This is a genomic window from Bradyrhizobium australafricanum, from assembly GCF_020329495.1.
Taxonomy (GTDB): Bacteria; Pseudomonadota; Alphaproteobacteria; order Rhizobiales; family Xanthobacteraceae; genus Bradyrhizobium; species Bradyrhizobium australafricanum.
Window position 1 is genome coordinate 51560 of the sequence record NZ_JAGKJL010000014.1, and the last position, 25509, is coordinate 77068.

26 protein-coding genes are annotated in these 25509 nt (G+C 65.0%); 17 read left to right on the top strand and 9 right to left on the bottom strand.

Features of this window, described 5'->3' with window-relative positions; translation table 11 throughout:
* Nucleotides 1-101 precede the first annotated feature (101 nt).
* The 4 genes from J6525_RS14845 to J6525_RS14860 all read left to right on the top strand — a co-directional run bounded on the left by J6525_RS14845 (nucleotide 102) and on the right by J6525_RS14860 (nucleotide 2914).
* On the top strand, nucleotides 102-1052 hold the full coding sequence (locus J6525_RS14845) for a GlxA family transcriptional regulator (RefSeq protein ID WP_225645250.1): 951 nt from the start codon (nucleotides 102-104) through the stop codon (nucleotides 1050-1052).
* Between the two features lie 254 nt (nucleotides 1053-1306).
* A complete protein-coding gene (gene rplU / locus J6525_RS14850; RefSeq protein WP_016847849.1) occupies nucleotides 1307-1774 on the top strand; it encodes a 50S ribosomal protein L21 in 468 nt (155 codons plus the stop codon).
* A 102-nt stretch (nucleotides 1775-1876) separates the two neighbouring features.
* Nucleotides 1877-2146, top strand: a complete 270-nt coding sequence (rpmA, locus tag J6525_RS14855; protein WP_016847848.1) for a 50S ribosomal protein L27 — start codon at nucleotides 1877-1879, stop codon at nucleotides 2144-2146.
* A 171-nt stretch (nucleotides 2147-2317) separates the two neighbouring features.
* Nucleotides 2318-2914: a GNAT family N-acetyltransferase gene (locus J6525_RS14860; RefSeq protein WP_225645251.1), complete on the top strand. Its 597-nt coding sequence runs from the start codon at nucleotides 2318-2320 to the stop codon at nucleotides 2912-2914.
* Between the two features lie 180 nt (nucleotides 2915-3094).
* Here J6525_RS14860 and J6525_RS14865 read toward each other — a convergent pair whose 3' ends face one another.
* Nucleotides 3095-4006, bottom strand: coding sequence for a DMT family transporter (locus J6525_RS14865; RefSeq protein WP_225645252.1), 912 nt, complete (start codon nucleotides 4004-4006; stop codon nucleotides 3095-3097).
* 154 nt (nucleotides 4007-4160) lie between these two features.
* Here J6525_RS14865 and J6525_RS14870 point away from each other — a divergent pair, with 154 nt between their 5' ends.
* From J6525_RS14870 to J6525_RS14925, 12 genes are all read left to right on the top strand, one after another.
* Nucleotides 4161-4640 carry a MaoC family dehydratase gene (locus J6525_RS14870; protein ID WP_225645253.1) on the top strand — a complete coding sequence of 160 codons (480 nt, stop codon included), beginning with the start codon at nucleotides 4161-4163 and terminating at the stop codon, nucleotides 4638-4640.
* Nucleotides 4641-4741: 101 nt separating this feature from the next.
* A complete protein-coding gene (gene obgE, locus J6525_RS14875; RefSeq protein WP_225645254.1) occupies nucleotides 4742-5791 on the top strand; it encodes a GTPase ObgE in 1050 nt (349 codons plus the stop codon).
* 82 nt (nucleotides 5792-5873) lie between these two features.
* Nucleotides 5874-7016 carry a glutamate 5-kinase gene (gene proB / locus J6525_RS14880; RefSeq protein ID WP_076834609.1) on the top strand — a complete coding sequence of 381 codons (1143 nt, stop codon included), beginning with the start codon at nucleotides 5874-5876 and terminating at the stop codon, nucleotides 7014-7016.
* Nucleotides 7017-7137: 121 nt separating this feature from the next.
* The gene (locus J6525_RS14885; protein ID WP_225645255.1) at nucleotides 7138-8430 is read left to right on the top strand and encodes a glutamate-5-semialdehyde dehydrogenase; all 1293 of its coding nucleotides are present in this window, start codon (nucleotides 7138-7140) and stop codon (nucleotides 8428-8430) included.
* Between the two features lie 45 nt (nucleotides 8431-8475).
* The gene (locus tag J6525_RS14890) at nucleotides 8476-9099 is read left to right on the top strand and encodes a nicotinate-nucleotide adenylyltransferase (RefSeq protein ID WP_225645256.1); all 624 of its coding nucleotides are present in this window, start codon (nucleotides 8476-8478) and stop codon (nucleotides 9097-9099) included.
* Nucleotides 9100-9285: 186 nt separating this feature from the next.
* On the top strand, nucleotides 9286-9654 hold the full coding sequence (rsfS, locus tag J6525_RS14895; protein ID WP_050386445.1) for a ribosome silencing factor: 369 nt from the start codon (nucleotides 9286-9288) through the stop codon (nucleotides 9652-9654).
* A gap of 50 nt (nucleotides 9655-9704) precedes the next feature.
* Nucleotides 9705-10187, top strand: coding sequence for a 23S rRNA (pseudouridine(1915)-N(3))-methyltransferase RlmH (gene rlmH, locus J6525_RS14900; RefSeq protein WP_092087094.1), 483 nt, complete (start codon nucleotides 9705-9707; stop codon nucleotides 10185-10187).
* Between the two features lie 139 nt (nucleotides 10188-10326).
* Nucleotides 10327-11637, top strand: coding sequence for a murein hydrolase activator EnvC family protein (locus tag J6525_RS14905; RefSeq protein ID WP_225645304.1), 1311 nt, complete (start codon nucleotides 10327-10329; stop codon nucleotides 11635-11637).
* Entirely contained in the window at nucleotides 11634-13001 is a 1368-nt protein-coding gene (locus tag J6525_RS14910; RefSeq protein ID WP_018269401.1) for a S41 family peptidase, read from the top strand. Before J6525_RS14905 ends, J6525_RS14910 begins: the two co-directional genes overlap by 4 nt.
* Before the next feature lie 149 nt (nucleotides 13002-13150).
* On the top strand, nucleotides 13151-14365 hold the full coding sequence (locus J6525_RS14915) for a divergent polysaccharide deacetylase family protein (protein ID WP_225645257.1): 1215 nt from the start codon (nucleotides 13151-13153) through the stop codon (nucleotides 14363-14365).
* 83 nt (nucleotides 14366-14448) lie between these two features.
* Nucleotides 14449-14952, top strand: a complete 504-nt coding sequence (locus tag J6525_RS14920) for an RNA pyrophosphohydrolase (protein WP_028336325.1) — start codon at nucleotides 14449-14451, stop codon at nucleotides 14950-14952.
* A 32-nt stretch (nucleotides 14953-14984) separates the two neighbouring features.
* Nucleotides 14985-15485: an RNA pyrophosphohydrolase gene (locus J6525_RS14925; protein ID WP_225645258.1), complete on the top strand. Its 501-nt coding sequence runs from the start codon at nucleotides 14985-14987 to the stop codon at nucleotides 15483-15485.
* On the opposite strand, the gene J6525_RS14930 is transcribed toward J6525_RS14925, so the two are convergent.
* The 7 genes from J6525_RS14930 to J6525_RS14960 form a co-directional block, all read right to left on the bottom strand.
* The gene (locus tag J6525_RS14930; RefSeq protein ID WP_225645259.1) at nucleotides 15443-16438 is read right to left on the bottom strand and encodes a helix-turn-helix domain-containing protein; all 996 of its coding nucleotides are present in this window, start codon (nucleotides 16436-16438) and stop codon (nucleotides 15443-15445) included. The genes J6525_RS14925 and J6525_RS14930 overlap by 43 nt on opposite strands.
* Before the next feature lie 104 nt (nucleotides 16439-16542).
* A complete protein-coding gene (locus J6525_RS14935; protein WP_225645306.1) occupies nucleotides 16543-16767 on the bottom strand; it encodes a hypothetical protein in 225 nt (74 codons plus the stop codon).
* Between the two features lie 136 nt (nucleotides 16768-16903).
* Entirely contained in the window at nucleotides 16904-17311 is a 408-nt protein-coding gene (locus J6525_RS14940) for a F0F1 ATP synthase subunit epsilon (RefSeq protein ID WP_028336321.1), read from the bottom strand.
* Nucleotides 17312-17427: 116 nt separating this feature from the next.
* Nucleotides 17428-18870, bottom strand: coding sequence for a F0F1 ATP synthase subunit beta (gene atpD, locus J6525_RS14945; RefSeq protein WP_016843821.1), 1443 nt, complete (start codon nucleotides 18868-18870; stop codon nucleotides 17428-17430).
* A gap of 25 nt (nucleotides 18871-18895) precedes the next feature.
* Nucleotides 18896-19774: a F0F1 ATP synthase subunit gamma gene (locus J6525_RS14950; protein ID WP_225645260.1), complete on the bottom strand. Its 879-nt coding sequence runs from the start codon at nucleotides 19772-19774 to the stop codon at nucleotides 18896-18898.
* Nucleotides 19775-19865: 91 nt separating this feature from the next.
* Nucleotides 19866-21395 carry a F0F1 ATP synthase subunit alpha gene (atpA, locus tag J6525_RS14955; protein ID WP_225645261.1) on the bottom strand — a complete coding sequence of 510 codons (1530 nt, stop codon included), beginning with the start codon at nucleotides 21393-21395 and terminating at the stop codon, nucleotides 19866-19868.
* The gene (locus tag J6525_RS14960; protein ID WP_028340805.1) at nucleotides 21395-21955 is read right to left on the bottom strand and encodes a F0F1 ATP synthase subunit delta; all 561 of its coding nucleotides are present in this window, start codon (nucleotides 21953-21955) and stop codon (nucleotides 21395-21397) included. Before J6525_RS14960 ends, atpA begins: the two co-directional genes overlap by 1 nt.
* Before the next feature lie 629 nt (nucleotides 21956-22584).
* Between J6525_RS14960 and J6525_RS14965 the strand changes: the two genes are divergently transcribed.
* A complete protein-coding gene (locus tag J6525_RS14965) occupies nucleotides 22585-23076 on the top strand; it encodes a septal ring lytic transglycosylase RlpA family protein (protein WP_092087076.1) in 492 nt (163 codons plus the stop codon).
* Between the two features lie 221 nt (nucleotides 23077-23297).
* Here J6525_RS14965 and J6525_RS14970 read toward each other — a convergent pair whose 3' ends face one another.
* Complete coding sequence (locus J6525_RS14970) at nucleotides 23298-25508, bottom strand: primosomal protein N' (RefSeq protein ID WP_225645262.1); 2211 nt, start codon at nucleotides 25506-25508, stop codon at nucleotides 23298-23300.
* Nucleotide 25509: the final 1 nt, after the last annotated feature.

The window sequence follows — 25509 nt, forward strand, 5'->3', positions numbered from 1 at the left end:
CGGCCGGTTTTGGCCGCTGTTCAGGTTCTACAGGCGCCCTTGCATGTCTCAAATGTCGTATATACACCTTTTTAGGACACGTATCGTGGCTGGAGGGCTCCATGCAGGAGATCGGCTTCGTCGTCTTCCCGGGCTTCCAGGTGATGGGCTTCACCGCCATCACCGCCTTCGAGATCGCCAATCTGGTGGCCGGTGAAAACTTCTACTCGGTCACTCTGCTGTCCGAGAATGGCGGCCCGGTGCGGTCATCCGCGGGCTTCAATGTCGAGACCGAAGCGTTCAGCGAGCGCAGCTTCGACACGCTGTTCGTCGGCGCGGGCACCGAGCTGCATCCGGCGTCACCGAAGCTGACCGACTATGTTCGCCGCGCCCTGACGGCGTCACAGCGCATCGCCGCGCCCTGCGTCGGCGCCTTCTCGCTCGCCGAAGCCGGCCTGCTCGACGGCCGGCGCGTCTCCACGCATTGGCAATACGCCGCCGAGCTGCAGGCGCGCTTTCCCAAGCTAAAAGTCGAGCAGGACCGCATCTACATCGTCGACGGACCGATCTGGACCTCCGCCGGCATGACCGCAACGATCGATCTGGCGCTGGCGATGGTCGAGCATGACCTCGGCGTCGAGGTCGCCCGTTCGGTGGCGCGCAAGCTCGTCGTCTATCACCGCCGCACCGGCGGACAGTCGCAGTTTTCGGCGCTGCTCGAGCTCGACCCGAAATCCGACCGCATCCAGAACGCGCTCAATTACGCCAAGGCGCATCTGCGCAACGAGCTCTCGGTCGAGGAGCTGGCCGCCGTCGCACGACTCAGCCCGCGCCAGTTCAGCCGCGCCTTCCGTTCAGAGACCGGCCAGTCGCCGGCCAAGGCGATCGAGCATCTCCGCGTCGAGGCGGCGCGCGAATTGATCGGTGACGGCCGCCATTCGATGGACGAAATTGCTGGTGAGACCGGCTTTGCCGACCGCGAACGGATGCGGCGGGCGTTCTTGCGGGTGCTGGGCCAGCCGCCCCAGACCATCCGCCGCCACGCACGGGTCGCGGCACAGACCGCGGCCTGAGGGTCGATTCGGGCCAAAACCATGCCAAACCCTTCATTTTTGGCCGGTTTTTGCCCTGCTTTACCTTGACTCTCGGTCGTTTGCGGCTATAAGTCCCCCCATCCGGCGCGGGGATTTCTCGCGCCGATCGTTTTTGTGCGGACCATTTGGGAATTCATTCCCTTCGCACGAGACACGCAACCCATAGCGACTGAACAAAAAGCCGACCCGGGCGAACCGTCCGAGGCCGGGATCGAACACGAAGGAATCAAACGATGTTCGCAGTCATCAAAACCGGCGGCCGGCAGTACCGTGTCGTTCCGAATGATGTACTCGAGATAGGCAAGATCGCCGGCGATGTCGGCACGATCGTGCAGCTTGGCGAAGTTCTGGTGCTCGGCGGTGACACGCCGGTGCTGGGAACGCCCACCGTGGCAGGCGCGTCCGTTGCAGCCGAAGTGCTGCAGCACAAGCGCGGCGCCAAGGTGATCGCGTTCAAGAAGCGTCGCCGCAAGAATTCACGCCGCAAGCGCGGCTATCGCGACGAGCTCACGGTGCTTCGCATCACCGAGATCCTCGCCGATAACGCCAAGCCGACCGTCGGCCCGCGGCCGAAGAAGGAAAAGGTCGCAGCGCCCGCCGATGGCGAGGACGCCGCGCCGAAGGCGGCCAAGAAGAAGGCGCCCGCAAAGGCGCCGGCCGCCAAGAAGGCTCCGGCCAAGAAGGCCGCGGCCAAGGCTTAAGAAGAAGTGATCGTCGCGCTTTCAGATGTGAAGCGTGACAAAACGTGAAATGATTCCGTCAAGGAATTGATCTAGAGATCAAAGCGAAGTCGGAGACGAGCTATGGCTCACAAAAAAGCAGGCGGTTCATCGCGCAACGGACGTGATTCCAAGGGCAAGCGCCTTGGCATCAAGGCGTTCGGTGGCGAGCGCGTGATCCCCGGAAACATCATCGCGCGTCAGCGCGGCACCACCTGGCATCCTGGCCTTAATGTCGGCATGGGCACCGATCATACTCTCTTTGCCAAGGTCGAGGGTCATGTCGAGTTCCGTGCCAAAGCCAACGGCCGCACATTCGTATCGGTTATTCCGATGGCAGAGGCGGCCGAGTAGACGGTGGACACACATGAGTCCGCCGGGTCCTGTTGAACCGGCGGAGTCGCAAAGGGCTCCAAGGGGAGGCGGGATGACCGGCCTCCCCTTTTTGTTGCGCGCGTTCCAGTTCGACCGCGTGTGACGTTCCAAGCGTTGCGTACAGATTTTTTCGCATCACAGGAGCTCGACATGTTGCAGGACATCCCGACGCCGACCTTGCGCGAGGCAAGAGCTTGCGTCCTCGAGACCGAACGGCTGACATTGCGCAAGCCGACGCTCGCGGACGTAAAAGCAATCGCACGCCTCGCCAATGACCGCCGCATCGCGGAGAACACCCGCCGCCTGCCGCATCCCTATACCCACGACGACGCCATCGACTTCGTGCGCGCGCTCGGCGCCGGCGGACGCGAGACCGTTTTCCTGATCGAGAACAGCCACACGCCGATCGGCATGGTCGGCATCGACTGGCGCGAGGAGACATCGGCCGAACTCGGCTACTGGCTCGGCGTCGACTATTGGGGCCAGGGCTTCGGCACCGAGGCCGCGCGCGCCGTGATCGATTACTTCTTCGAGGAATTCGATCTCGACCAGCTGATCTCGGGCGCCCGCGTCGTCAATCCGTCGTCGCGCAACATCCTCGAGAAGTGCGGCTTCCAGTGGGGCGGCGTCGAACTGCACCGCTTCGAGGCGCTGGGCTCATCGAGCCCGGTCGACTGCTTCCGCCTGTCGCGCGGCGTCTGGACGTCGCTGAAGCGCTGGAACAACTCGACCCGGCGGGAGAGCTGAGACTTTTGGCTTCACCCTCCCCTGGAGGGGGAGGGTCGTTGCGCATGAAGCGCAGCGGAAGGCGCAACGGGGTGGGGTGATCTCTCCACTCGGGCACCGTTGGATGAGGAGAGACCTTCACCCCACCCCGCCGCTCATTGCATTCGCGTCGACCCTCCCCCTCCAGGGGAGGGTAAAACATCACGCCGGCGGATTGATCGCGGAATCCATGCGTCCAAGCTGTTGCTCGCGGACGAAGATGTAGAGGCCGGCCGCGATGATAACAGCGGCACCGATGATGGTAGCCCAGGACGGCACGTCGCCGAACACCACGAAGCCGAAGATCACCGCCCAGACGATCATCGAATACTGGTACGGCACCACCACGCTCGCCGGCGCGAGCTTCAGCGAACGATTGACGCAGAGCAGCGCGGCGACCGAAATGATGCCGGCGGTGAAGAACAGCACGAGGCTGCCGGCTGACGGCGTCACCCAGCCGAACGGCGAGAGCACGAGGCCCAGGATGAAGGTGCCGCCGAATTGCGATGTCGCAAGCACGATATCGGGGGTCGCGCGCAGCGAGCGCGTGATCAGCATCAGCACCGCGAACGACAGGCTGCCGCCGAGCGCGATCATTGCCGGCCAGCTGATGGTCTGCGCCGACGGCCGGAGCGCGATCAGCACCCCGCAGAAGCCGACCAGGATCGCGGTCCAGCGCCGCCAGCCGATATGCTCGCCGAGCAGGCCCGACATCGCTGTGACGAAGATCGGTCCGGCGAGGTAGTAGGTGATGACGTCGGCAAGCGGCAGATAGACGGTCGCCAGGAAGAACGCCGCAACTTCCACGGTCGACAGCGTGACGCGCAGCAATTGCAGCCACGGCCGTTCCAGATGCAGGAAATCCGCGCGCCGTTGCCACACGATCGGCAGCAGCACGAGCAGCGCCGCGCAGGCGCGCAGCCACAACAATTGCCCGACCGAATAGGTGGCGACGATGAATTTGCCCATCGCGTCGCCGAACGAGAACATGAAGATCGACAGCAGCATCAACCCGATGCCGGCGAGCCGCGCCGATCGGTCGTCGTAGGAGGACAGCTTTGCGAACAGGCTCATGAATCGACTTGCGCTCTTGTTCTCGAGTCGTCCGGTTTTAAAGACGTGGATGCCCGGGACAAGCCCGGGCATGACGAATTGAACGGATTGCCGCACCTGCGCCGCTGCGATACCGGTAGCTGATCCCGGCAACAAAAAGAGCAGGAAACGCCGCATGAGCGACTTCGACCCCACCCAGCATCGCATGGTCCCGGCGCAGCGCTGGTTCGAGGATTTCGTGCTCGGCGAGCGCTTCGTGATTCCGAGCCGGACCCAGACCTCGGCGGTGTTCGCGGCGTTCCAGACCGCCAGCGGAGACACCCATCCGATCCATTACGACGTCGAATATTGCCGCACGCACGGCATGCCAGATCTGCTCGCCCACGGCTTCCAGACCCTGGTGCACACCGCACCCGGCGCCGGATTGTTTCCCTATGTCGTGGAGGAGTCGCTGATCGGCTTCCTCGAGCAATCGAGCAAGTTCCTGAAACCGGTCTATGCCGGCGATACCATCTACCCCGCGCTGGAGGTGACCGAGCTGTCACCGGGCAAGACCACCGGCGTCGTGACGCTGCGCTCGACCGTGCACAACCAGCGCCGCGAGCTGGTGCTGGAGGGGATGCAGAAATTCCTGGTCCGCCGCCGGCCGACTTAGCCGCTGGGGCCGCAAAAAGGCCCGAAAATTAAGGCTTTTCGCTGAAGTCAGGACGCTTCCGGGTTGCCGCAAAGGCCGCCCTGCCCTAACTAGAGCGGATCATGAAATTCCTCGATGAAGCCAAGGTCTATATTCGCTCTGGCGACGGCGGCAACGGCTGCGTCGCGTTCCGGCGCGAGAAGTTCATCGAGTTCGGCGGTCCGTCCGGCGGCAATGGCGGCCGCGGCGGCGACGTCATCATCGAGTCCGTCGACGGGCTGAACACGCTGATCGACTACCGCTACCAGCAGCACTTCAAGGCGCAGAAGGGCACCAATGGCATGGGCAAGGACCGCCATGGCGCCAACGGCAAGTCGATCGTGCTGAAAGTGCCGGTCGGCACCCAGGTGTTCGACGAGGACCGCGAGACCTTGCTGCACGACTTCACCGAACTCGGCGAAACCTTCGTGCTGGCCAAGGGCGGCAATGGCGGCTTCGGCAACGCGCATTTCAAATCCTCCACCAACCGCGCGCCGCGCAACGCCAATCCCGGCGCGCCCGGCGAAGAGCGCTGGATCTGGCTGCGGCTGAAGCTGATCGCCGATGCCGGCCTGGTCGGCCTGCCCAACGCCGGCAAATCGACCTTCTTGTCGGTGGTCAGCGCGGCACGGCCGAAGATCGCCGACTATCCCTTCACCACGCTGCATCCGCAGCTTGGCGTGGTGAATTTCGGCGGCCGCGAATTCGTGCTCGCCGACATCCCCGGGCTGATCGAAGGCGCGCATGAAGGCGCCGGGCTCGGCGACCGCTTCCTCGGCCATGTCGAGCGCTGCCGCGTGCTGCTGCATCTGGTCGATGCGACCTGCGAGCATGCCGGCAAGGCCTATAAGACGGTGCGCACCGAGCTCGAAGCCTATGAGGGCCATCTCGCCGACAAGATCGAGATCGTCGCGCTCAACAAGATCGACGCGGTCGCGCCCGACGAACTGAAGAAGCAGAAGGACCGCCTCAAGCGGGCGGCGAAGAAGACGCCGCTGTTGCTGTCAGGCGCGACCGGCGAAGGCGTGCAGGATGCGCTGCGCGCGCTGGTCGACGTGATCGGCGAGGCGCCGGTGTCCAACAAGGCCAAGGGCCAGGCGGAGCCGTGGGCGACGCCGGTGCCGCAGGGTTGAACGGCACAAGCCGCGCAACGCCTGGACTTCCCAAGCCACATTGTGGCGTCTATTGCTTCCACCTTCCTGCCAGACCAAATCCATGAAACGCCCCGCGCTCAAGAACTTTCGCCGCATCGTCGTCAAGGTCGGCTCATCGCTGCTGGTCGACTCGCAGGCCGGCGAGGTGCGCGCGTCCTGGCTCGCCGCGCTGGTCGAGGACATCGCAAAGCTCCACAAGCGAGGCTGCGAGGTCATGGTGGTGTCGTCGGGCTCGATCGCGCTCGGCCGCAGCCGCCTGAAGCTGCCGCGCGGCCCGCTGAAGCTCGAAGAGAGCCAGGCTGCCGCAGCGGTCGGCCAGATCGCGCTGGCGCGGATCTGGTCGGAGGTGCTCGGCCATCACGGCATCGGCGCCGGACAGATCCTGGTGACACTGCAGGACACCGAGGAGCGCCGCCGCTATCTCAACGCGCGCTCGACGATCGCAAAGCTGCTGGAATGGGGCGCGGTGCCCGTGATCAACGAGAACGACACGGTCGCGACCACCGAGATCCGCTATGGCGACAATGATCGCCTCGCCGCCCGCGTCGCCACCATGGCGAGCGCGGATCTTCTGATCCTGCTGTCCGATATCGACGGCCTCTACACCGCGCCGCCCGCGCTCGATCCCGACGCCAAGCTGATCCCGGTGGTCGAAAGCATCACCTCGGAGATCGAGGGGATGGCCGGCTCGGCCGGGTCCGAATTGTCGCGCGGCGGCATGACCACCAAGATCGAAGCCGCGAAGATAGCGACCACGGCCGGCACCCATATGCTGATCGCGTCCGGCAAGATCGAGCATCCGCTTGCTGCGATCGCCGATGGCGGCCGCTGCACCTGGTTCCTGACCCCCGCCAATCCCGTCACCGCGCGCAAGCGCTGGATCGCCGGCTCGCTCGAACCGAAGGGCACCTTGACCATCGATGCCGGCGCGGTCGCGGCGCTGCGCGCCGGCAAGAGCCTGCTGCCGGCCGGCGTGATCCGGGTCGACGGCCAGTTCGCCCGCGGCGATGCCGTGGTGGTGCGCGGCCCCGACACCCATGAGATCGGCCGCGGCCTGGTCGCCTACGACGCCGAGAACGCCGAGAAGATCATGGGCCGCTCCTCGCCCGACGTGATGACCATTCTGGGCATCAGCGGCCGATCCGAGATGATCCATCGCGACGACCTCGTGATCGGCCCGGCCGGGGCGATCCCGCCCAAATAGGCCCAAATAACCTGCTGGGCCGAGCGGACGGCCTGCCGCCCACCTGCCATGCCGGTTCCGCGCCTCGCCACCCTTCAATTGCCATGCTAGAACATGGCCTTAGTCCAAAGCTGGTAGTTTCATGAGCGCCCCCCTGAAGGCGATCGACGGCAACGCCGATCTCACCGCCCTGATGACCGACCTCGCCGCCAAGGCGCGCGCCGCCGCGCGCGTGCTGGCGCTGGCGCCGCCGGAGCGGAAGGACCGGGCGCTCGCCGCAATCGAACGCGCGATCCGCGCCAACGCGCCGGCCATCCTCGCCGCCAATGCCGAGGATGTCGCCGAGGCGCGCGCGAGCGGCATGAGCTCTGCCTTCGTCGACCGCCTGACGCTGACGCAGGCGCGCGTCGCCGGCATGGCCGATGGCGTTGCGACCGTGCGCGAGATCATCGATCCGGTCGGCGCCGTGACCGAAAGCTGGCAGCGGCCGAACGGCATGACCATCGAACGCGTCCGCGTGCCGCTCGGGGTCATCGGCGTGATCTTCGAGAGCCGCCCCAACGTCGCCGCCGACGCCGGCGTGCTGTGCCTGAAGTCCGGCAACGCCGTGATCCTGCGCGGCGGCTCCGACAGTTTCCGCTCCTGCCGCGCGATCCATGATTGCCTGGTGCAGGGCCTGCGTGAAGCCGGCCTGCCCGAGGCCGCGATTACCCTGGTGCCCACCCGTGACCGTGCGGCCGTCGGCCTGATGCTGACGGGATTGAACGGCGGCATCGATGTGATCGTGCCGCGCGGCGGCAAGAGCTTGGTCGCACGCGTCGAGGCGGAGGCACGCGTTCCGGTGTTCGCGCATCTCGAAGGCGTCAACCACATCTACGTCGATGCCAGCGCCAGGCTCGATATGGCCAAGGCGGTCGTATTGAACGCCAAGATGCGCCGTCCCGGTGTCTGCGGCGCCGTCGAGACCCTGCTGGTCGATCGCAAGGCCGCCGGGACGCAGCTGAAACCGCTGGTCGAGCTCTTGATCGATGCCGGTTGCGAGGTGCGCGGCGACGACGTCGTGCAGGGCGTCGATGCCCGGGTGAAGCCCGCATCCGACGAGGACTGGGACACCGAATATGAGGACGCGATCATCTCGGCGAGGATCGTCGACGGTCTCGATGAAGCGATTGCGCATATTCAAAATCACGGCTCGCATCACACCGATGCGATCGTGACGGAGGATGCCGCTGCCGCGCAAAGATTTCTCAACGAGGTCGATTCGGCGATCGTGCTGCACAACGCCTCGACCCAGTTCGCCGACGGCGGCGAGTTCGGCTTCGGCGCTGAGATCGGAATTGCTACCGGCAAATTCCACGCCCGCGGGCCTGTCGGTGCCGAGCAGCTGACGAGCTTCAAGTACCGCGTCCACGGCACCGGGCAGACGCGGCCGTGATCATTGTCGCACGCGCACGGTAAGCCATTGCAGCAAGCATCGAGCGTGTCGTTATCCGCAGCCCAGGCGCTTCCGTTCTATACCAACGGCATGCGCATCGGGCTGCTTGGCGGCTCGTTCAATCCACCGCACGCCGCGCATCGCGCCATCAGCCTGTTCGCGCTCAAGCGCCTGCAGCTGGACCGCGTGTGGTGGTTGCTGACGCCGGGCAATCCGCTGAAGAACCATGATGGCCTGCACGCGCTTGCCGAGCGCGCCGAGGCCGCGCGCCGCGCTGCTGATGATCCGCGCATCGACATCTCCTGTCTCGAAGCTGTCATTGGCGTCAGCTACACTGTGGACACGATCATCCACTTGCGCCGCCGTGTCTCCGGCGTGCACTTCGTCTGGATCATGGGCGCTGACAATCTCGCGCAATTTCATCGCTGGAAAGATTGGCGGCGCATCGCGTCCGATGTGCCGATTGCCGTGATCGACCGTCCGCCCCAAAGCTTCCGCGCCCTTGCCGCACCGGCGGCGCAGGCGCTCGCGCGCTATCGCATGCCCGAAAATCAGGCGACACGGCTGGCCGACCAGCAGGCGCCGGCCTGGGTGTTCCTGACAGGAATGAAATCCAATCTGTCTTCGACCGGACTTCGGAACCCGGACGGGAGCTGGAGAACGGCATGAAGCGCAAAAGGGTTACTGGAATATTGAAACCATTAACCCCACATGCGTAGTATGGCGCGTGGGGCCGAGGATTCGGCACCCGCGATACAGTGAAAGGAATGGTCCCTGGCCACATCTGTATTGTCAAAGTCTGTTTTACCCAAGGTTCCAAAGACTGCGCGTAAAACATCGACCAAAACCGCGGCCTTGCAGGCGCAACCGGACGCCGACAAACCGGATGCCAACAAGACGCTGAGCCTGATCCTCTCCCGCCTCGAGGACATGAAGGCGGAAGAGACGGTCACCATCGACCTTCGGGGCAAATCCGCATATTCCGACTACATGATCGTCACCACCGGCCGGGTTAACCGGCACGTTGGCGCGATCGCGGAAAATGTGACGAAGAGCCTCAAGGAGAACGGGATCAAGAACATCCATGTCGAGGGCTTGCCCAACTGCGACTGGGTGCTGATCGATTCCGGCGAGGTGATCGTGCACGTGTTCAGGCCTGAGGTGCGCGAGTTCTACAACCTCGAGCGGTTGTGGACTCAGAACCCGGCGGTCGCGGCGGTCTAAGGGGGTTCGAAGCCGATGCGAATCGGCTGCAGCGCAGCTAGTCTGCGTTGATGCGCCTTGTCGTGATCTGCATCGGCCGTCTGAAACAGGGCCCTGAACGGGAGCTCGCCGAGCGTTACCGCGAGCGCTTCGAGGATATCGGCCGCAAGCTTGGGTTTCGCGGCCTCGATATCCACGAGATCGCGGAAAGCCGCGCGCGCGACACCGCCGCGCGCATTGCCGAAGAAGCCGCGGCGATCTCGGCGCTGCTGCCTGAGAAGCACGCGCTGGTCGCGCTCGACGAACGCGGCAAGAGCATCGACAGTGCGAGCTTTGCCCGGCAGCTCGGCCGCTGGCGCGACGAGGGAACAGCACATACTGTCTTCGTGATCGGCGGCGCAGACGGACTTTCGCCTGAATTGCAGCGCAAGGCTTTGTTGCGAATTGCATTCGGCTCCGCGACCTGGCCGCATCAAATGGTCCGCGTCATGCTTCTGGAACAGATTTATCGCGCCGCAACCATTTTGGCCGGCCACCCCTATCATCGCGCGTAAGGCGTGGTGACGGACAGTCGAAACCACTGAACTCACGCGAATGCAGCACAAGCGGGACACAGCTTCGTATTCGGCTTCGCATCTCGGCACCGCCGCGCGCCGCCGCCGGCTGCCGGCATCGCTGCCGCTGTCGATCGCCATGTTCGCCGCCTATCCGCTGGCCGCGGCGCACGCGCAAGCGACACCACCAGCGCAGCAATCCGCGCCACCGGCGCAGCAGGCCGCAACCGCGGAGACATCGCCCGATGCGATCAAGCAGCGCGAGCAGGAACTCGAGGCCGCGCGCGAGCAGCAGCGCAAGGCGACCGAGCTGCAGGAGAAGCTGAAGGCCGACATCGCCGCGATCGGCCAGGACCGCAGCAAGCTCAATCAGCAGTTGATCGATATTGCCGGCCAGGTCCGCGGCGTCGAGACGCGGATCGCGGACGCCGAGGCACGCCTGCAGCCGCTCGACGGCCGTGAGCGCGAGATCCGCGCCTCGCTCGATTCACGCCGCTCCGAGGTGATCGAGGTGCTGGCCGCGCTGCAGCGTGCCGGACGACGCACCCCGCCGGCGCTGCTGGTGCGGCCCGAGGATGCGCTGCAATCGCTGCGCACCGCGATGCTGCTCGGCGCCGTGGTGCCGGAGTTGCGCGTCCGCGCCGAGAAGCTTGCGACCGATCTCGGCGAGCTGGTGGCGTTACGCAAGACCATCTCGACCGAGCGCGACGCGCTGGCGGCCGACCGCGACAAGCTCAGGGAAGACCAGACCCGGCTGGCGGCGCTGGTCGACGAACGGCAGCGGCAGCAGAGCGCGGCCGAAAAGGACATGGAGGCCGAAGGCGCCCGCGCCATCGCGCTGTCGAAGCAGGCCGACAATCTGCAGACCCTGATCGCCAAGATGGAGCAGGATCTCAAGAGCGCGGCCAAGGCCGCCGCCACCGCCAGCCTCCAGGGAGCGCCGGCGACGGTTAACGGCAAGCCGAATCTGGGGGCGCTCAAGGACCCGGCCCGCATGAGCCCGGCGGTCGCTTTCGCCTCGGCCAAAGGCCTGTTCTCCTATCCCGTGAATGGCACCAAGATTCGCGAATTTGGCGGTTCCGACGGCGCGGGGGGCGTACAAAAAGGCATTTCTTTGGCAGCCAAGCCGGGCGCGCAGGTCACAACCCCGTGTGACGGCTGGGTTGTTTACGCTGGTCCTTTCCGCAGCTATGGACAACTCTTGATCCTCAATGCCGGGGGCGGGTATCATGTCCTGATCGCCGGGATGGAGCGTATTTCGGTAAACATCGGCCAGTTTGTACTTACGGGGGAGCCGGTTGCGACCATGGGGTCGACGTCCCAAGTTGCATCCATTCTCGCGACAAATGCGAGCCAGCCAGTGCTCTATGTCGAGTTCCGGAAAGACGGCACTCCAATTGATCCAGGTCCATGGTGGGCCGCAAATGAAGGCGAAAAGGTTCGCGGATGATGCGCAAGACTTCGGTAATTCTCCTTAGCGCCGCCACCGGCGCGGCCCTGACGCTTTTCGTCACGCAGCCCCGCGCTGTGCTGATGGGATCGAGCGCGCGCGCCGCGACGTCGGACACCTATCGCCAGCTCAATCTGTTCGGCGACGTGTTCGAGCGGGTGCGCAGCGACTATGTCGAGAAGCCCGATGACAGCAAGCTGGTCGAGTCCGCGATCTCCGGCATGCTGTCCGGCCTCGACCCGCACTCGAGCTACATGGACGCCAAGAGCTTCCGCGACATGCAGGTGCAGACCCGCGGCGAGTTCGGCGGCCTCGGCATCGAGGTCACGATGGAAGACGGCCTGATCAAGGTGGTCTCGCCGATCGACGACACCCCGGCCTCGAAGGCCGGCATCATGGCCAACGACATCATCACGACCCTCGACGACGAGGCGGTGCAGGGCCTGACGCTGAACCAGGCCGTCGAGAAGATGCGCGGTCCGGTCAACACCAAGATCAAGCTCAAGATCATCCGCAAGGGCCAGGACAATCCGATCGACGTCACGCTGGTGCGCGACAACATCCGCGTCCGCTCGGTGCGTGCGCGCGTCGAGGCCGATGACATCGCCTATATCCGCATCACCACCTTCAACGAGCAGACCACCGAAGGCCTGAAGAAGGAGATCACCAATCTGCAGGGCCAGATCGGCGACAAGCTGAAGGGCTACGTCATCGATCTCCGCAACAACCCCGGCGGCCTGCTCGAAGAAGCGGTCACGGTGTCCGACTCCTTCCTGGAGCGTGGCGAGATCGTCTCGACCCGCGGCCGCAACGCCGAGGAAACCCAGCGCCGCGCCGCCCATCCGGGCGACCTGACCAAGGGCAAGCCGGTGATCGTGCTGATCAACGGCGGCTCGGCATCGGCCTCCGAAATCGTCGCCGGCGCGCTGCAGGACCACAAGCGGGCGACGCTGGTCGGCACCCGTTCGTTCGGCAAGGGCTCGGTGCAGACCATCATCCCGCTCGGCTCGGGCAATGGCGCGCTACGCCTGACCACCGCGCGCTACTACACGCCGTCGGGCAAGTCGATCCAGGCCAAGGGCATCGTGCCCGACATCGAGGTGCTGCAGGACGTGCCGGAAGAGCTGAAGGCGCGCACCGACACCAAGGGCGAAGCCTCGCTGCGCGGCCATCTGAAGAACGACGGCGACGAGAAGACCGGCTCGCAGTCCTACGTCCCGCCGGACGCCAAGGACGACAAGGCGCTGAAGATGGCCGACGACCTGCTGCACGGCATCAAGTCGACCTCGAGCGCACCAGCGGCGCCGGAGGCCGCGCGCGACAAGGCCGCGGTCGACAAGCCGGGCAACAAGGCCGCGAACTGATTTAATCCGATCGATTCGGCGAACAGGGCGGCCCGCGGGCCGCCCTTTCTGCTTTCGGTGTCCACCCGTAACCGTGCTTTGCCGGCAGGCCGGCGCGCGGGATTGCACCGCATCGTGCTATCGTTCGCGCTGTTGATTCGGGGAGGGTCATGGCAGAAGCGGCCGACGAACTGAGCACGCCGCTTGGGCAGACGACCGTGGGCAGGACGCGCCGGTTTCGCCTGCCATTCACGGCGATGCAGGCGTTCGCCGTACTGCTCGGGCTCGTGCTGGTCGGCTTTGTCGGCATCGCGCTGTTCAACAACAACCCGCTCGGGGGCGAGCCGATCGCCCGTGTCACGCTCCGCAATCCTCCGCCCGCCGCCGCTGACGACAAGCACGCGCCAGCCGCCCAGGCGGCGGCCGAACCGGCGGCCAAATCCGCCGCCAAGGCCCCGGCCGCAGCCAGCGACGCGAGAACCGTCACCATCATCGACGGCTCCAGCGGCAAGCGCCAGGACGTGGTGATCGGCGCCGGCGATCCGGGCGACAAGGCCGACGGCGATACGCCGCCACTTGCGATGACTGGCATCGATCCGCGCCTGCTGGAAAAGTCACGCTACGGCATGATCCCGGTGATCGCCGACGGCCTGAAGCCGTTCACGGTCTACGCGGCCGAGGCTGACCGCGCCAAGGCCGCCCGGATGCCCGTGGTCGCCATTGTGGTCGCCGGCCTCGGCGTCGGCGCCGCCAAGACCACCGACGCCATCATGAAGCTGCCGCCGGCGGTGACGCTGGCCTTCACGCCCTATGGCTCCGATCCGGGCAAGCTTGCAGAACGTGCCCGGACCCAGCGTCACGAGATCCTGCTGCAGATCCCGATGGAGCCGTTCGACTATCCCGACAACGATCCCGGGCCGCAAACCCTGCTGACCACGCTGAGCAGCGAGCAGAACCTCGACCGCTTCTATTGGCACCTCAGCCGCCTGCAAGGCTATGCGGGGATCGCCAATTTCATGGGAGGCCGGTTCGTCGCGGCCGATCCCGTGATGCAGCCCATCGTCCGCGAAGCGGCCAAGCGCGGCCTGAGCTATTTCGACGACGGTTCCACCCCACGTAGCGTCGCGCAGACCCTCTCAGCGGGCCAGTCATTGCCGTTCGCCAAGGCCGATTTCGCCATCGACGCGTTGCCGACGTCGGCGGAAATCGACCGCGCGCTGGTCAAGCTGGAAACCATCGCTAAGGAACGCGGCACGGCGGTGGGCGTCGCCTCGGCGTTGCCGGTCTCGATCGAGCGGCTCGGCGCCTGGCTCAAGACACTGGACTCCAAGGGCATTATGCTTGTGCCATTGACAACGGCGATGCTGAAATCAAAATCGGGCTAAAGATTCAATCCGTTGGAGCAGCTTGAGACCTTGCCGTGGGGCCGGGTCGGGCGGCTCCAGAAAATGTGCGAGGTAGCGGCAGCATGGCACGTTATGAAGACCTGCCCTATCGAACCTGCGTCGGCATCATGCTGCTGAATACTGCGGGGCTGGTCTTCATCGGACGCCGCGCGGGCGGCATCGAGCATGTCGACGACGCGCATGTCTGGCAGATGCCGCAAGGCGGCGTCGATCCCGGCGAGGATACGTTTCAGGCGGCGCGACGCGAGCTCTATGAGGAGACCAGCATCAAGTCCGTGGAGAAGCTCGGCGAGGTCTCGGACTGGCTGATCTATGATATCCCGCGCACCGTCGCCGGCCGCGCCTGGAAGGGCCGCTATCGCGGACAGCGGCAAAAGTGGTTCGCGCTGCGCTTCACCGGCGATGAGAACGAGATCAACGTCGCCAATCCGGGCGGCGGCCACAAGGCCGAGTTCATCACCTGGCGCTGGGAGCCGATGAAGAATCTGCCGGGGCTGATTGTGCCGTTCAAGCGTCCGGTCTATGAGCGCGTCGTGAAGGAATTTGCCGGTCTGGCGGCCAAGTAGCCGACCGGGTCAACGCGCGACGTACCCACCGAATGTCATCAGATAAGCCCTATCGCCCCAATGTGGGCATCGCGCTGTTCAACGCCGACGGACGCGTGCTGATCGGCCACCGGATCAAGGACGATGGTCCGGAGATCGTGCTGCCCGGCCTCGAATGGCAGATGCCGCAGGGCGGCATCGACGCCGGCGAGGATCCGCGCCAGGCCGTGATGCGCGAATTGTGGGAAGAGACCGGGGCGGTCAACGCCGACTATCTCGGCGAGACCGACTGGATGACCTACGAATTCCCCGCCTATGACGGACCGGCATCGCACTGGCTCGCCAAGTTCCGCGGCCAGCGGCAGAAATGGTTTGCGCTGCGCTTCACCGGACGCGACGAGGAGATCGATCCATTGACGCCGCGCAACGGCCAGCCCGCCGAATTCAATCAATGGCGCTGGGAGCGCCTCGACCGCGTCGCCGAACTCGTGGTGCCGTTCCGCCGCGATGTCTATCGCGCGGTCGCGACCCGGTTCGCGGAATTCGCCGGCTGATCCTGCGGCGGTGTGCGCCGCGCGTCGCCCGGTGTCATGCCGTAGGTCGAACGGAAGACGCGATAGAAGGTCGCGATGCTGTCGAAGCCGCACGAGAACGCGATCTCGTCGATGCTGCGTTCCCGTATGGCATAGAGCGCACGCCTCGCCGCCTTCAACCTTGCCGCCGTCAGCGTCCGCGCAAATGACAGGCCGGTCGGCTCGAACAGCGCATGCAATTGCCGCAGTGAAATGCCGAGCTCGGCGGCAACCGCGGCCGGCGTGAGCGAGGCGCGATGCAGGTCGCGGAACAGAATTTCGCGGGCGGCATGAAGGTAGCCCGCGTGCAGCGCGGCACGGATCTCGTCCTGGCGTGGCCGCACGCGTCCGCGCGCGAGCAGCGCCAGGCGCACCATATGCGCAACGTCGTCGGCGAACTGCCCGGCTCGCGCGAGATCTCGCGTCATCGAGCGGAACATGGCGCCGACAAGCCGGGTCAGGCTCGCATCACGCGCCAGCGCGACCGGCGGCGCATCCTCGATCCGCGCGCCGAGCACGAGCTCGTCGGTGACCGGGATCTTGAGGCTGAAGAAGTCAAAGCCGTCGGTCCGTTCGGGTGTCGAGGCAAACGGAAGATTGGAGTGGCCGAACACCAGGTCGCCGTTGCGCACGAACTGGACACGATCGCGACCGATATTCATGTGGCCGGGGCCGCGCACCTGCCAGGCGAGATGCAGGCTGTTGCTCGGAACGCGCGCGATGTCGGATGCGGTCCGGCTGACGCGATAGGAGGAGGCCGACATTTGCGCAAGTACGGCACCGCCCACCGGCGTCGCCGAGAAGTGTCCGCGGAAATCGGCTCTCTTGTCGCGCTCGAGCTCGATCGTGACCCCGAACAGGCTCTTGCCGCGCACCTCGCACCAGTGCTCGAAACGGTCCTGCGGGCGGAGAGCATCGGTGGTGAAGGTCAGCACGGCAGCTTGTCCGTTATGTCAGGAATGAAATCGCGATGCGGTCGGGCCAAATCGTCATCGTGCTGCAGCTTGTCATTTGTGCACGATCCCTGCTGTAAGCTGCTTCACATATTTGCAGGTCGTTCGTTCGGGCCGACCGCGAAGAAGCGGACTTGTCGAGAAGAGGCGAGCCGCCGCAGCGTTTCTTCCTCATCGTCGGCAACCAATCGGCTCTGACCTGCGATATCGGCCGCGAGGATCGCTGCGACCTTGCGCTTCATGAGTACCAGCCCCCGAACCCAGATATGCCGGGGAGAATGCCGCCAGACGATCCCGCGCGCAATAAGCATTGAACGCTCGCCAGGGCGTGGCGAGCGTTGAATTATTCAAGCCTTCTCAGGCAATGATCGAAAAAGTGTGAGCTGTTCCACTAAGGGGGTCGGCTCACTCGACATGGCGGCGCGATCGCCGGTCGGCAACCGCGCCTTAGTGCATAGCCGTCGTGTTGAGCTCTTGCTGGATGCTCTTGAAGTGGTCGAGCCGCTCGATCGCGTGGTCGAGCTCGGAGCCCTCCTTCTCGGCGAGCTTCTCCTGCATCTCGTTGATCGTCTCGGCGAACTTCGCGCGATCGATGTCCGCAAGCGCGGTCGCGACGTCGGCGAGCACGGTGAGGCCCTTGTCCGACACCTCGGCAAGCCCGCCGAGCACGATCACCTTCTCGCGCTTGCCGGCGGTCGTGATCGTCAGGATCCCCGGACGAACCGTGGCGATGACCGGAGCGTGTCCAGCGAGCACACCGAAATCACCCTCCACACCGGGGACGTCAACCTGATCGACCTCGCCGGAGAAGGCGAGCTTTTCGGGAGAGACGAGATCGAAGTGGAAGGTGGCCATGGTGTTTCCGTTCTTTGCGCTGTCACCCGCGGGCTCGACCCGCGGGTCCATCAGTCAAAATACTTCACGTGCGATGGATCGCCGGATCAGGTCCGGCGATGACGACATCCCAAAGCTTAAGCGGCTTCGGCCGCCAGCTTCTTGCCCTTCTCGACGGCTTCTTCGATGGTGCCGACCATGTAGAACGCCGCTTCCGGCAGATGGTCGTACTTGCCCTGGCACAGATCGCGGAAGCCCTTGATGGTGTCGGCGAGGTCGACGAACTTGCCCGGCGAGCCGGTGAAGACTTCGGCGACGTGGAACGGCTGCGACAGGAAGCGCTCGACCTTGCGGGCGCGGGCGACCGTCAGCTTGTCCTCTTCCGACAGTTCGTCCATGCCGAGAATGGCGATGATGTCCTGCAGCGACTTGTAGCGTTGCAGGATCTGCTGGACCATGCGCGCGGTGTTGTAGTGCTCATCACCGACGACGAGCGCCGACAGCATGCGCGAGGTCGAGTCGAGCGGATCCACCGCCGGATAGATGCCCTTTTCCGAGATCGCGCGCGACAGCACCGTGGTGGCGTCCAAGTGCGCGAACGAGGTGGCGGGCGCCGGGTCGGTCAAGTCGTCGGCCGGCACGTAGATCGCCTGCACCGAGGTGATCGAGCCCTTCTGGGTGGTGGTGATGCGCTCCTGCAGCGCGCCCATGTCGGTGGCGAGCGTCGGCTGATAACCCACCGCCGAAGGAATACGGCCGAGCAGCGCCGACACTTCCGAACCCGCCTGGGTGAAACGGAAGATGTTGTCGACGAAGAACAGCACGTCCTGGCCCTGGTCGCGGAAGTGCTCGGCAACGGTGAGACCGGTCAGACCGACGCGGGCGCGGGCGCCCGGCGGCTCGTTCATCTGGCCGAACACCAGCGCGCACTTCGACTTCACGCTCGGATCCGGGTTGTGCGGATCGGCGTTGACCTTCGATTCGATGAACTCGTGATAGAGGTCGTTGCCTTCGCGGGTGCGCTCGCCGACGCCGGCGAACACCGAGTAGCCGCCGTGCGCCTTCGCGACGTTGTTGATCAGTTCCTGAATCAGCACGGTCTTGCCGACGCCGGCGCCGCCGAACAGGCCGATCTTGCCGCCCTTCGCGTACGGAGCAAGAAGATCGACGACCTTGATGCCGGTGACGAGAATTTCGGCTTCGGTCGACTGGTCGGTATAGGTCGGCGCTTCCTGATGGATGGCGCGTAGGCCGTCGGACTTGATCGGGCCGGCTTCATCGATCGGCTCGCCGATGACGTTGATGATGCGGCCGAGCGTGCCTTCGCCGACCGGCACCCGGATCGGTTCGCCGGTGTCGGTCACTTCCTGGCCGCGCACGAGGCCCTCGGTGATGTCCATCGCGATGGTGCGGACGGTCGATTCGCCGAGATGCTGCGCGACTTCGAGCACCAGGCGGTTGCCGCCGTTCTTGGTCTCGAGCGCGTTCAGAATCGCCGGAAGGTGGCCTTCGAACTGCACGTCGACCACGGCGCCCGTGACCTGGGTAACGCGACCGATCTGGTTGGCTGCTGTAGCCATGGACTGTTCTCCTTCGAAATCTGCCTTAGACCGCCTCAGCGCCGGAGATGATCTCGATCAGCTCCTTCGTGATCTGGGCCTGACGGGTTCTGTTGTAAATCAGGGTTTGCTTGCGAATCATCTCGCCGGCATTGCGGGTCGCGCTGTCCATCGCGCTCATCTGCGCGCCATAGAACGAGGCGTTGTTCTCCAGCAGCGCGCGGAAGATCTGCACCGCGAGGTTGCGCGGCAACAGGCTGCCGAGGATCTGGTCTTCCTCAGGCTCGTATTCGTAGGACGTGGAGGGCGCCGCATTGGCCGCGGGCGCGGCCACCTCGAGCGGGATGATCTGCTGCGCGGTCGGGATCTGCGCGATCACCGACTGGAAGCGCGAGTAGAACAGCGTGCAGACATCGAACTCGCCGGCATCGAACCGAGCCAGCACCTTCTGGGCGATGTCCTCGGCATTGACGAAGCCGATCTGGCGCACCGAACGCAGGTCGAGATGCTCGACGATGCGCTTCTCGAAGGTCCGCCGCAGCTGCTCGTAGCCCTTGCGGCCGACGCAGAAGAATTTGACTTCCTTGCCCTGCGCGAGCAGCGCATTCGCCCGCTCGCGCGCCAGGCGCACGATGGCGGAGTTGAACGCACCTGACAGGCCGCGTTCGCCGGTGCAGACCAGAAGCAGGTGCACCTGATCGTTGCCAGTGCCGGCAAGCAGCGCCGGCGCGCCGGGCGTGCCGTTGGCTGCCGCGGCGATGTTGGAAATCACCGCATCCATCTTGGTAGCATAGGGCCGCGCCGCCTCGGCGGCGTTCTGCGCGCGGCGCAGCTTCGAGGCTGCGACCATCTGCATGGCCTTGGTGATCTTCTGCGTCGCCTTGGTCGAGGCGATGCGGACCCGCATGTCTTTTAGTGACGCCATTCTTCGTTCACCCCGGCGATCCGACCACAATGGTCAGATCGCAAGCCTCCGTTCGTCACGCCCGGCGGCGAGCCGGGCGACGCCCCACTCGTTATGCAAACGTCTTGGCGAAACCTTCGACCACCGTCTTCAGCTTGGCGGCGGTGTCGTCGGACAAATCGCGGCTGGTGCGGATCGCATCGAGGATCTCGGCGTTCTTGCCGCGCAGCAGCGACAGCAGGCCGTCCTCGAACGCCTTGACCTTGTTGAGCGGCAGCGGATCGAGATAGCCGTTGGTGCCGGCCCAGATCACGCAGACCTGCTCTTCCATCTTCAGCGGCGAGAACTGCGGCTGCTTCAGGAGTTCGGTCAGGCGCGAGCCGCGGTTGAGCAGGCGCTGCGTCGAGGCGTCGAGGTCCGAACCGAACTGCGCGAACGCCGCCATTTCGCGGTACTGCGCGAGCTCGCCCTTGATCTTGCCGGCAACCTTCTTGGTCGCCTTGGTCTGCGCCGACGAACCGACGCGCGACACCGACAGACCGACGTTCACCGCGGGACGGATGCCCTGGAAGAACAGGTCGGTTTCCAGGAAGATCTGGCCGTCGGTGATCGAGATGACGTTGGTCGGAATATAGGCCGACACGTCGTTGGCCTGGGTTTCGATGACCGGCAGCGCCGTCAGCGAGCCCAAGCCATGCTCCTTGTTGAGCTTGGCGGCGCGCTCGAGCAGGCGGGAATGCAGGTAGAACACGTCGCCCGGATAGGCTTCGCGGCCCGGCGGACGGCGCAGCAGCAGCGACATCTGGCGATAGGCGACGGCCTGCTTCGACAAGTCGTCATAGATGATCACGGCGTGCATGCCGTTGTCGCGGAAGTATTCGCCCATGGTGCAGGCGGTGAACGGCGCGATGTACTGCATCGGCGCCGGATCGGACGCGGTGGCCGCGACGATGATCGAGTATTCCAGCGCGCCCTGCTCTTCGAGCACCTTGACGAACTGCGCGACGGTGGAGCGCTTCTGGCCGATCGCGACGTAGACGCAATACAGCTTGAGGTTCTCGTCCGGCTGGGCGTTGAGCGGCTTCTGGTTCAGGATGGTGTCGAGCGCGATCGCGGTCTTGCCGGTCTGACGGTCGCCGATGATCAGCTCGCGCTGGCCGCGGCCGATCGGGATCAGCGCATCGATCGCCTTGAGGCCGGTGGCCATCGGTTCGTTCACCGACTTGCGCGGAATGATGCCGGGCGCCTTGACGTCGACGCGCTTGCGTTCGGTGGCCTGGATCGGGCCCTTGCCGTCGATCGGGTTGCCGAGCGCGTCGACGACGCGGCCGAGCAGGCCCTTGCCGACCGGCGCATCCACGATCGCGCGGGTGCGCTTGACGGTCTGGCCTTCCTTGATCTCGCGGTCGGCGCCGAAAATCACGATACCGACGTTGTCGGTTTCGAGGTTGAGCGCCATGCCGCGCGTGCCGTTCTCGAACTCGACCATTTCACCGGCCTGAACGTTGTCGAGACCGTAGACGCGGGCGATACCGTCACCGACCGACAGCACCTGGCCAACTTCGGTGACCTCAGCTTCCTGGCCGAAATTCTTGATCTGGTCCTTGAGGATCGCAGAAATTTCTGCGGCGCGGATGTCCATCAGCCTGCCTCTTTCATCGCGTTCTTGATCGAATTGAGTTTGGTGCGAAGCGAACTATCCACCATGCGGCTGCCGAGCTTGACCACCAGGCCACCAATAATGGAGGGATCGACCTTCACGTTGAGCGCGACGTCCTTGCCCGTCACTGATTTCAGTGCGGCCTTCAGCGCGTCGAGATTCTTGTCACTGAGCTGCTCGGCGACGGTGACTTCCGCAGTCGCCTCGCCCTTGAACTTCGCCACCAGCGCGCGATAGGCGCGGATCACATCGGCAACGGCGAACAGCCGGCGATTGGCGGTGAGCACCTTGAGGAATTTGGCCGACGTGCCGGCGATGCCGGCCTTGTCGAGCACCGCGGTCAGCGCCTTCAGCTGGGCGTCGGCGGCGAACACCGGGCTGCGGACGAGGCGCTTGAGATCGGCGCTCTCGTTGAGCAAGGCCTCGAACTTGTCGAGGTCGGCCCGGACTTGATCGACGGATTGCTCGTCGCGCGCCAACTCGAACAGGGCCGTTGCATAACGACCGGACACTCCCGAAACGGACGGATCTTCAGCAGCCACGAGCTCGCTCTTTTTTGCTGTCAAATTCGCAAGGGAAAAACCGTCGCCACCAAAGCAGCGCCTAGCGATCCAAGCCCTTGGAATTCAAGCGGGACTTCGATTTTCGACCGGCACAGGACGTGCCGGGACCGTTAAAATCGCGGCTTTGCTAACATAGCAATCGCGCAGGTGCAACATGACGGCATCGTGAGTGCCGCCTTGTCGCATGCGCTTTTTGCCGATCGCAGCCGGCGGCCAAACCGGAAAATTTGGCGCGCGGAAATCCGGCGCGCCGAACCCGATTCGCGCCGCCGCGATTTTGTTCCATCGAAATTTGCATAGGCCTATGGCCGAGCGCGCAGGGAACTCCGGGCGGGCAGCGGTTTCATTTGGCGATTACTTACCGAAAACTTAGCGTCGCCTCGATAATCAGTATTGGCAAGCATATTGGTCGTTAAAAATTGGTTAAATAGCAAGATTACGGAACCTCGATCGACTACCCCAAGGCGGTAACAAGATATTTCAGCACGAGATAATCCGGATTTACTGCCCAATTCGTGCCCCATTGAGAAACCAAACGGCCTTGGTCAACGAAGGGACGGGGGTTCCACTTGCCGCGTTAGCGGCAATACTGTCTGAGGGTCTTATCAATGCTGAATATCAAGAAGGCGGCGGGCAACATAACCCGCTCGCGTACGGCGCTTGCTTTTGTAGCCGCAACTATTCTGGTCGGGGGCAGCGTGACCGAGGCGTCCGCGAAGTCCCGGCACCACCATCATCGCCACCACCATCATCACCACGCCCGCGCCGAAGGCTCGTCCTGGCGCGACGCCAATGCATCGATCCAGCCGTCCGGCGGTCACTCGTTCTCGGGGATGGCCTCCTTCTACGGCAATGAGTCGGGCAGCCGCACCGCTTCCGGCCAGCGCTTCAACCAGAACGCCATGACCGCCGCCCACCGCTCGCTGCCGTTCGGCACCAAGCTCCGCGTCACCCATGGCGGCCGCAGCGTCGTCGTCACCATCAACGATCGTGGCCCGTTTATCCGCGGCCGCGTGCTCGACCTCTCCACCGGCGCAGCCCGCGCCATCGGCCTGACCGGTGCCGGCGTCGGCCGCGTCACCGCCGAGGTCGTCTCGTAAGCGCGTTCAGTAGGCGTTGCGTTGCGTAACGGCCGCGAGGCCTGCCTCGCGCCAAAAAAATGGCCTGCCGTCGCAAATGACGGCAGGCTTTTTCTTTTGCGGGACGTGCTGCCAGCCGCCGTCATTGCGAGCGGAGCGAAGCAATCCATTTCACCGCGTTTGCGGACACATGGATTGCTTCGTCGCTTCGCTCCTCGCAATGACGGAGGACAGTGAACGAACTAGAGGAAGCTCTGCGGATCGACGTCGACCTCGAGCTTCAGATTGCCCTTGGTCTTGGGACCTGCATCGAGCCATTCGCGAAGATATTGCGACAGGTCGACATTGCGGAGCGACTTCACCAGCAGGCGGAAGCGATAGCGGCCCTTGATGACGGCGAGCGGCGCCTCGGCGGGGCCGAGCACCTGGATCCGCTCGTCGAGCGGCGCCACCGCGGCGAGCTCGCGGGCGAACCCTTCCGCGGTCGGACGGTCGCCGGCGGAGACGATCAGGCTCGCCAGCCGGCCGAACGGCGGGTAGCCGGTGCGCTCGCGAATCTCGATCTCGCTGGCATAGAACGCCTCGCGGTCATTGGCGATCAGGGCCTTGATCACCGGATGCTCCGGCTGGTGAGTCTGCAGAAAGCCGACGCCGCGGCCCTGCTCGCGGCCGGCGCGGCCGACCACCTGGTTCAGCAGCTGGAACGTCCGCTCGGCGGCGCGCGGATCGCCATTGCTCAGGCCGAGATCGGCGTCGATGACGCCGACCAGATTGAGCCGCGGGAAGTTGTGGCCCTTCGCCACCAGCTGGGTGCCGATGATGATGTCGACGCGGCCCTCGGCGATCTCGTTGAGCTCGCTGCGCATGGTCTCGATCGAGGTGATGAGATCGCTCGACAGCACCATCGTCCGTGCCTCGGGGAAGATGTGGGCGGCCTCCTCCTGCAGGCGCTCGACGCCGGGCCCGACCGCGATCAGCGATTCCTCGGCCGCGCAATGCGGGCAGATATTCGGCCGCGGCATCGAGAAGCCGCAATGATGACAGACCAGCCGCTGCCGGAACCGGTGATCGACCAGCCATGCATCGCAGATGGTGCAGGCGAAGCGGTGGCCGCAGGCCCGGCACAGCGTCAGCGGTGCGTAACCGCGGCGGTTGAGGAACAGCAGCGCCTGCTCGCGGCGCTCGATGGCATGGCGGATCTGCTCGGCCAGTACAGGCGAAATGAAGCGGCCGCGCGGCGGCGGCGCGCGGCGCATGTCGATCGCCTCGATATGCGGCATGTGCTGGCCGCCGAACCGCGACGGCAGCGCCACGCGCTGGTAGCGCCCCTTGCGCGCATTGACCTCGCTCTCGACCGACGGCGTGGCAGAGGCCAGCACGATCGGGATCTTTGCGATATGGGCGCGGACCACCGCCATGTCGCGCGCGTGATAATGCGCGCCGTCGTCCTGCTTGTAGGCCTGGTCGTGCTCCTCATCGACGATGATGAGGCCGAGATCGGCATAGGGCAGGAACAGCGCCGAGCGGGCGCCGACCACGACCGGCGCCTTGCCCTCGGAGATCGCGGCCCAGTTGCGCGCGCGCGTGCGCGGCGTCAGCTCCGAATGCCATTCCAGCGGCCGCACGCCGAAGCGCTGCGCGAAACGGTCGAGGAACTGGCCGGTCAGCGCGATCTCCGGCATCAGGATCAGCGTCTGCTTGCCACGGCGGATATTCTCGGCGATCGCCTCGAAATAGACTTCGGTCTTGCCGGAACCCGTGACGCCGTCGAGCAGCGCGACGTGAAAGCTGCCGCTCGCGGCCAGCGTCCGCATCACGTCGACGGCACTGCGCTGCTCGCGCGAAAAATCCGGCTGCGCGTAGGAGGGATCCGGAACGGGCGGCGGTGCCGGCGGCGGCATCGCCTCGACCGTGAGGGTGCCTTCGTCGACCAGGCCGTCGATCACGCCGGAACTGACGCCGGCCTCCCGCGCCGCGTCCGACTTGCCGTGCAGCAAGCGGTCCGACAGCACCTCGATCACCCGCCGGCGCGCCGGCGTCAGGCGCCGCGGCGGCTCGCCGACCAGCCGCACGCCGAGCCGCATCCGCTCCGGCCCGAGATTTTCGCCCATCCGCAGCGTCATCCGCAGCACTGTGCCGCGTGCCGACAAAGTGTAATTGGAGACCCAGTCGACCAGCTGGCGCAGCTCCGGCTTCAGCGGCGGAACATCGAGCTTCTCGCTGACGTCCTTGAGCCGGTTGTGCAGCCGCGGATCCGGATTGGCATTTTCCGCCCACACCACCGCGACGACCTCACGCGGCCCGAGCGGAACGCCGATCACGTCGCCCGGCGCAAGCTCCATGCCGCGCGGAACGCGGTAGGAATAGGTCTGGTTCAGCGCGACAGGCACCAGCACGTCGACGACACGTGTCGTCGATGCGGAGGCTGGGTTGTGGCGCGTGGTGTGGTCCATT

What these genes read in the sequence shown, in the direction of transcription:
- J6525_RS14865 (WP_225645252.1), bottom strand. Translation starts at nt 4,006, where the DNA reads ATGAGCCTGTTCGCAAAGCTGTCCTCCTACGACGACCGATCGGCGCGG.
- J6525_RS14905 (WP_225645304.1), top strand. Translation starts at nt 10,327, where the DNA reads ATGTTCGCCGCCTATCCGCTGGCCGCGGCGCACGCGCAAGCGACACCA.
- J6525_RS14885 (WP_225645255.1), top strand. Translation starts at nt 7,138, where the DNA reads ATGAGCGCCCCCCTGAAGGCGATCGACGGCAACGCCGATCTCACCGCC.
- rlmH (WP_092087094.1), top strand. Translation starts at nt 9,705, where the DNA reads ATGCGCCTTGTCGTGATCTGCATCGGCCGTCTGAAACAGGGCCCTGAA.
- obgE (WP_225645254.1), top strand. Translation starts at nt 4,742, where the DNA reads ATGAAATTCCTCGATGAAGCCAAGGTCTATATTCGCTCTGGCGACGGC.
- J6525_RS14970 (WP_225645262.1), bottom strand. Translation starts at nt 25,508, where the DNA reads ATGGACCACACCACGCGCCACAACCCAGCCTCCGCATCGACGACACGT.
- J6525_RS14940 (WP_028336321.1), bottom strand. Translation starts at nt 17,311, where the DNA reads ATGGCCACCTTCCACTTCGATCTCGTCTCTCCCGAAAAGCTCGCCTTC.
- rpmA (WP_016847848.1), top strand. Translation starts at nt 1,877, where the DNA reads ATGGCTCACAAAAAAGCAGGCGGTTCATCGCGCAACGGACGTGATTCC.
- atpD (WP_016843821.1), bottom strand. Translation starts at nt 18,870, where the DNA reads ATGGCTACAGCAGCCAACCAGATCGGTCGCGTTACCCAGGTCACGGGC.
- J6525_RS14925 (WP_225645258.1), top strand. Translation starts at nt 14,985, where the DNA reads ATGTCATCAGATAAGCCCTATCGCCCCAATGTGGGCATCGCGCTGTTC.
- J6525_RS14870 (WP_225645253.1), top strand. Translation starts at nt 4,161, where the DNA reads ATGAGCGACTTCGACCCCACCCAGCATCGCATGGTCCCGGCGCAGCGC.
- J6525_RS14860 (WP_225645251.1), top strand. Translation starts at nt 2,318, where the DNA reads ATGTTGCAGGACATCCCGACGCCGACCTTGCGCGAGGCAAGAGCTTGC.
- rplU (WP_016847849.1), top strand. Translation starts at nt 1,307, where the DNA reads ATGTTCGCAGTCATCAAAACCGGCGGCCGGCAGTACCGTGTCGTTCCG.
- J6525_RS14935 (WP_225645306.1), bottom strand. Translation starts at nt 16,767, where the DNA reads ATGCTTATTGCGCGCGGGATCGTCTGGCGGCATTCTCCCCGGCATATC.
- J6525_RS14965 (WP_092087076.1), top strand. Translation starts at nt 22,585, where the DNA reads ATGCTGAATATCAAGAAGGCGGCGGGCAACATAACCCGCTCGCGTACG.
- J6525_RS14950 (WP_225645260.1), bottom strand. Translation starts at nt 19,774, where the DNA reads ATGGCGTCACTAAAAGACATGCGGGTCCGCATCGCCTCGACCAAGGCG.
- J6525_RS14915 (WP_225645257.1), top strand. Translation starts at nt 13,151, where the DNA reads ATGGCAGAAGCGGCCGACGAACTGAGCACGCCGCTTGGGCAGACGACC.
- J6525_RS14920 (WP_028336325.1), top strand. Translation starts at nt 14,449, where the DNA reads ATGGCACGTTATGAAGACCTGCCCTATCGAACCTGCGTCGGCATCATG.
- proB (WP_076834609.1), top strand. Translation starts at nt 5,874, where the DNA reads ATGAAACGCCCCGCGCTCAAGAACTTTCGCCGCATCGTCGTCAAGGTC.
- J6525_RS14910 (WP_018269401.1), top strand. Translation starts at nt 11,634, where the DNA reads ATGATGCGCAAGACTTCGGTAATTCTCCTTAGCGCCGCCACCGGCGCG.
- J6525_RS14845 (WP_225645250.1), top strand. Translation starts at nt 102, where the DNA reads ATGCAGGAGATCGGCTTCGTCGTCTTCCCGGGCTTCCAGGTGATGGGC.
- atpA (WP_225645261.1), bottom strand. Translation starts at nt 21,395, where the DNA reads ATGGACATCCGCGCCGCAGAAATTTCTGCGATCCTCAAGGACCAGATC.